This window comes from Streptomyces sp. BF23-19, from assembly GCF_041106355.1.
GTDB lineage: Bacteria > Actinomycetota > Actinomycetes > Streptomycetales > Streptomycetaceae > Streptomyces > Streptomyces virginiae_A.
The window spans coordinates 1-5,815 of the sequence record NZ_JBGBPT010000168.1 but is presented as its reverse complement, the minus strand read 5'-3'; the positions used below and the strand labels follow the sequence as shown (position 1 = coordinate 5,815).

Below are 5,815 nucleotides of genomic sequence, written 5' to 3'. Positions count from 1 at the left end.
CCCACGCCTGCCCGGCGGCGGCCGCGGCGCAGGCGAGGGCGCCGGGCAGCAGCGCGTAGCCGAAGCCGCGGAACGCGGCGGGGCCGGCCGGGACCAGGGTGGGCGCGGCGGTGGTGACCGCCTCGTGGGGGCTGCGCGCGTACAGCTCCTCGGCGAGCGAGAAGACGTCCCGGTGCCGGAACCGGGCGGCGGTGCGGTCGGTGATGCCGTGGGCCTCCAGCCCGGCGGCGATCTCCAGCGGGTCCACGGCGCGCTCGCACAGCTCCCGGTGCCGGTGCAGCAGGGCCTTGACGGGGTCCCCGGCGGCCTTCCGCCGGGGCGGCCGGGGCGGGGCCGAGATCTCGGGGTCGACGGTGGTCATACGGCGGCCTCCGAGGACGACTCCGGGGCGGGGGCCCAGGTCGGGCTGGTCCAGTGGCCGGGCACCCGGGCCTCCGGGGGGCGGGCGAAGGGGATCTCGCCGTCCGGCCGCACGGAGCCCTTGGCCAGCAGCCGCAGGTAGACCTCCTGGAAGGCGGCCACGTTCTGCTCGACGGTGAAGAGCTCCAGGGCCCGTGCCCGGGCGGCGGCGCCGAGCCGCTGCGCCCGCTCGGGGTCCTGCAGCAGGGACAGGCAGGCCTCGGCGAGCGCCCGGGGGTTGCGCGGCGGGACGACGAGTCCGGTGCCCCCGATGACCTCGCAGACCGCGCCCACGTCGGTGGAGACGGTGGCGCGCCCGCAGAGCATCGCCTCGGCGAGGGTGACCGGGAAGCCCTCGATCACGGAGGACAGGACGACGACGCGCCCGGCGCCGTACGCCTCGGCCGTGGTGGGGGCGTCGGGTCCGCCGATCTCCTCGAAGGTGACCGGGTTCTCCCCGACCGTGACCGAGTCGGCGGCCTCGTCGGGGAAGAGCTGGGCGGCCAGGGAACGGCAGTCGGCGAGGTAGTCGGGGGCCACGGCCGTGGCGAAGATCCGCAGCCGGGTGCCGGGCGCGGCCCGGCGGACCTCGGCGAAGGCGTGCAGGAGGGCGATGAGGTCCTTGGCGGGCTCTGCCCGGCCGACCCATACCAGGGTGTCGGGGTCCCCGCAGTCCGCGGCCTCGCCGACGGTGGCGAATCGGTCCGCCTCCATTCCGGGGTAGACGGTCCGCAGCCGTTCCCGGGTGGCCCCGCACCGCTCCTGCCAGCGCCGGGCGTGCGCGTTCCCGGGGGTCAGGAAGTCGGCGCGGGCGTAGATCTCGGTGGCCAGCCGCAGGTGGAAGGCCGCGAGCAGGGCCCGGACGGCGGGTCGGGTCTCCTGCTCGCCGCGGGTGTCGAGCTGGGCCAGGTAGTGGGCCCGGAGCTGGACCCCGTACTCGGTCACCAGCAGCGGGACCCCGAAGAAGCGTTTGGCCAGGAGTCCGGGGAGCGCCGCCACGCCGCCCGCGGTCGCGTGGCAGATGTCGGCCTCGCCGAGACCGCCCCCGGCCTGGGCGTTCTCCTCGTACCAGTCGAGGGACAACGGCCGGAGCATGACCTCCAGTTCGTCCACGAACTCCAGCAGGTCGGCCACCTGCGCGGTCTGTACGGTGCGGGCCGCGCCCGGCGCCCGGCAGGCGGACTCCAGGGCGCGCACCGCGGACTCGGAGCGCAGGGCCGCGTACATCCCGCCCTGTTCGCGGGCGAGTTCGGCGAGCCCGTACAGCCCGGCCGCGAAGGGCTGCGCCTCACCGGCGCAGATGCCCTGGACCAACTCCTTGAAGCAGTCCACGAACCGCCGGCGCTCCCGGCGGGAGTAGGTCCGCCCGTCGTCGGCGGGGGCCCACAGGGGGGCCGTCCGGACGCGGGTGACGTGCTCGGGCAGGGGCACCCGGGCGCGCTCCTGCTCGGCGCTGCGGCTCAGTGCGTAGATCTCGAACTCGTGCTGCGGGAGCCCGCGCACGAGCCGGTCGCACCACAGCCTCGCCTCTCCCGTCGCATACGGATAACCACCTTCCGTGAGCAGTCCGATCCGCACGAGTGGCACCCCCGATCTCCCGTTCAGGCGGTCGCCGTTCGGTCAGGCGACCCGCCGCGGGAGAACTCAAGCGGATATGCCGAAGGCGCGACGGACGGTTGCCCGTCGCGCCACCGGAAGGGGTGAAGAGTCGTAACTTTCCCGTACGGTTCGCGTTCGAGCACGCTAGAAGTACAGCCTCGGAACGGCCCTGGGCGCTGCCGGGACCATCGCCCGGGTGCTGCCGTCCCGCTACGCGAAGACCTCCTGCCGCGTCCTGCGGCGACCGGCCGCCAGTGCGGGATCCAGGGCGGGCACGGCGGCCAGCAGCTGCCGGGTGTATGGGTGGGCCGGGCGGTCGTAGACCTCGTCCACCGGGCCCTCCTCGACGATCTCCCCGGCCCGCATGACCGCCACCCGGTCGCTGACCTGCCGGACCACCGCCAGGTCGTGCGCGATGAAGACCAGCGCGATGCCCAGCTCCCGCTGGAGCTCCGCGAGCAGGGCGGTGACCTGCGCCTGGGTGGTCACGTCGAGGGCGGAGACCGGCTCGTCGCAGACGATCAGCCGGGGCCGGGGCGCGAGCGCCCGCGCGATGCCCACCCGCTGGCGCTGGCCGCCGCTGAACTCGTGCGGGTAGCGGTCGTAGTGTCCGGCCTCCAGCCCGACGCGCAGCAGCAGTTCCTCCACCCGGGCCCGGACGGCGGCCTCGTCCCGCTCCCCGGCCGCGCGCAGCGGGTCGGCGATGGACTCGCCGACCGAGCGGCGCGGATTGAGGGAGGAGACCGGGTCCTGGAAGACCATCTGCACGCCGCTCGCGATGCCGGTGACCGGGGCGCCGTCCCGGCGCACCTGCCCGGAGCCGGGCTCCAGCAGTCCGACGAGCATCCGCCCGAGCGTGCTCTTGCCGGAGCCGCTCTCGCCGACGATCCCGAGGGTCTCCCCGGCGTGCACGGCGAGGGACACCCCGGCGACCGCGGCGACCTTCCGCCGCCCCCGCCCGAACTCCCGCCGCAACGCGAACGCCTCGACGACGGGCGGCACGTCCGGCCCCGCCGGCGTCCGAGGCGGGGAGTCCGGGGCGGAGCCCCCGGAGCGGGGCGACACCTGCCCACCCGCGCTCCCGCGCACGGGGCGCGGCCCGTCCAGCCTCGGTACGGCGGCCAACAGGGCCTTGGTGTACGCCTCGGCCGGTGCGGCCAGCACGGAGGCCACCGGCCCCCGCTCCACCGCGGCTCCGTCCCTCATCACCAGCACCTCGTCCACGCTCTCCGCCGCCACCCCCACGTCGTGGGTGACCAGCAGCAGCCCGAGCCCGCGCTCCTCGCGCAGCCCGTGCAGCAGGTCGAGGATCTGGGCCTGCACGGTGACGTCCAACGCGGTGGTCGGCTCGTCGGCGATCAGCAGCCGCGGCTCGCACGCGAGCGCCATCGCGATGAGGGCCCGTTGCCGCATGCCGCCGCTGAACTCGTGCGGCCGGGCGCGGGAGCGGCGTACCGCGTCCGGGATGCCCACCCGGTCGAGCACCTCGACGGCGCGGGCCCGGGCGGCCCGCCGGGAGACGTCCGCGTGGATCCGGTGGACCTCGGCGATCTGGTCGCCGATGGCGTAGTACGGGTCGAGGGAGCTCAGCGGGTCCTGGAAGACCATGGCGGCGGTCCCGCCGCGCAGGCGGCGCAGTTCGGCCGCCGACGCCGCGGCCACGTCCGTGCCGCCGACCCTGACGGTGCCGCCGAGGCGGGCGCCCGTACCGCGGTGCAGTCCCAGCAGGGCGGCGGCCACGGTGGACTTGCCGCTGCCGGACTCGCCCACGACGCCGAGGGCCCGGCCCGCCTCCAGGGTGAAGGAGATCCCGTCGACGGCCCGTACGTACTCCCCCGCGCCGCCGACGGGGAAGTCGACGACGAGGTCGGTGACCTCCACCAGTGAGTGCGTCATGCGAGGGTCACCCTTCGGTCCGCGGCGGCGTACAGCAGGTCGGCGATCGCGCCCGCGAGGACCACGGCCGTGCCGATCGCGAGGACGACGCCGACCACGACGGGCAGGTCCACGACCCGCACCCCGTCGATGAGGGTCTTGCCGAGGCCGGGGATCCCGAACAGGGACTCCGTCAGCACGGCGCCGCCGATCATCGTGCCGAAATCCACGGCGCTGAGCGCGATCACGGGGGCCACGGCGCCGCGCACCGCGTGCCGGGTGACCACGGCCCGCTCCCCCACCCCGTAGGCACGGAAGGTGCGGATGTGGTCCTCGGCGAGCGTCTCCAGGGTCGAACTACGCGTGAGGCGTGCGTACTTGGCGCTCTCGAAGAAGCCGAGGGTCACCCAGGGCAGGAGCAGGTTCCAGGCCCACTGCTCGGGGTCCTCGGTCAGCGGAACGTACGTCGGGAACGGCAGCCACTGCAGGTAGGCGCAGACCGTCATGAGCAGCAGCAGACCGAGGATGAAGACGGGGGTGCCGGTCCCGGCGAGGGTCAGGACGGTCAGGGCCCGCTCGGTGATCCCGCCGCGGCGCAGCGCGGACAGCAGTCCGGTGCCGACGCCGACCACCAGCCAGATCACCAGCGCGCCGAGCGCCAGCGACAGGGTGGCGGGCAGCCGGTCCAGGATCAGCCCGGTGACCTGCTGGTCGTTCTGGTACGAGAATCCCAGGCAGGGCGCGTCGCAGTGCAGGACCAGGCCGGCGCCGCCCGAGTGGTCCCGGCCGGCCAGCAGCCCCTGGAGGAAGTGCAGGTACTGGCTGAGGGCGGACTCGTTCAGCCCGAGCTGTTCGCGGACCTGGGCGATCTGCGCCGGGTTGCAGCGCTCTCCGCAGGCGAGGCGGGCCGGGTCGCCGGGGGCGAGGTAGAAGAGGGAGTAGACGATGACGGACAGGGTGAGCAGCACGAGCAGTGCGCCGCCGGTCCGTTTGAGCACGAAGCGGGTCACGCCGTGCGCTCCTTTCTGGTGCCGACCCGCAGGCGGGAGCCTTCGCGCGGGTCGAGGGCCGTACGGACGGCGTCGCCCAGCACGGTGGAGGCGAGCACGGTGACGAAGAGCAGTCCGGCCGGCAGCAGGACGTAGGCCGGGTCGGCGCGGAACCAGGTCTGCGCGCTGGAGAGCATCTGCCCCCAGGAGGGCGTGGGCGGCTTCACGCCGACGCCGAGGAAGGACAGCGAGGCCTCGGCCACGATGGCGGTGGGCACCTTGATCGCGGCGTAGGTGATGACGGGCGCGGCGAGCGAGGGCAGCAGTTCGCGGCGGGCGATGCCGAGCGTGCCCCGGCCCGAGAGGCGGGCGGCGTCGACGAAGTCGAGACCGCGCAGGGCGAGGGCCTGGGCGCGCACCATGCGGGCGGTGCCGCCCCAGTCGAGCAGGCCGATGATGAGGATCAGCAGCAGCGGCCGCGGGAAGTCGGGCGGGACGACCGCGGTGAGGGCGATGCCGATCACCAGCATCGGCAGCGCGATCATCACATCGGTGAACCGGCCGATGAGCTGGCCCGCGAACCGGCCGCCGAGGGCGGCGGCGAGTCCGACGCCCACGCCGACGAGGGTCTGTACGACGACGGCGCCCAGGGCGACGAGCAGGGAGATCCGCGCCCCGTACACCAGCCGGGTGAGCAGGTCACGTCCGGTGCCCGGCTCGACGCCGAGCAGGTGGTCGGCGGAGATCCCGCCGAAGGAGCCGAGCGGTACCCCGCCGCGCGCGGAGTCCACGAGGTCGTCGTGGTACGCGTTCGGGTCCTGCCCGGTGAGTTGGGCGAGCAGGGGGGCGGCGAGGGCGAGGAGGACGAGCAGGGTCAGCACCCCGGCGGCGGCGAGGGCCGCGGGCCGGCGGCGCAGGCGCCGGCCGACCTGGCGCGCGGTGCCCGCGCCCGG

General features: G+C 75.0%; 4 protein-coding genes and 1 pseudogene. All 5 read right to left on the bottom strand.

The genetic code is table 11. From position 1 onward, the window contains the following. Positions 1–361 (bottom strand): annotated as a pseudogene (locus tag AB8A24_RS42755) (hypothetical protein); the annotation flags it as partial. Continuing rightward, entirely contained in the window at positions 358–1,977 is a 1,620-nt protein-coding gene (gene pelF, locus AB8A24_RS42750; protein ID WP_328961786.1) for a GT4 family glycosyltransferase PelF, read from the bottom strand. The gene pelF and the pseudogene AB8A24_RS42755, both read right to left, overlap by 4 nt. A 231-nt stretch (positions 1,978–2,208) precedes the next feature. Then, positions 2,209–3,894, bottom strand: coding sequence for an ABC transporter ATP-binding protein (locus AB8A24_RS42745; protein ID WP_328961787.1), 1,686 nt, complete (start codon positions 3,892–3,894; stop codon positions 2,209–2,211). Beyond that, entirely contained in the window at positions 3,891–4,883 is a 993-nt protein-coding gene (locus AB8A24_RS42740) for an ABC transporter permease (RefSeq protein WP_328961788.1), read from the bottom strand. The genes AB8A24_RS42745 and AB8A24_RS42740 overlap by 4 nt, the downstream gene beginning before the upstream one ends. Beyond that, a partial coding sequence (locus tag AB8A24_RS42735) for an ABC transporter permease (RefSeq protein WP_369479206.1) occupies positions 4,880–5,815 on the bottom strand: 936 nt, incomplete at its 5' end. The genes AB8A24_RS42740 and AB8A24_RS42735, both read right to left, overlap by 4 nt.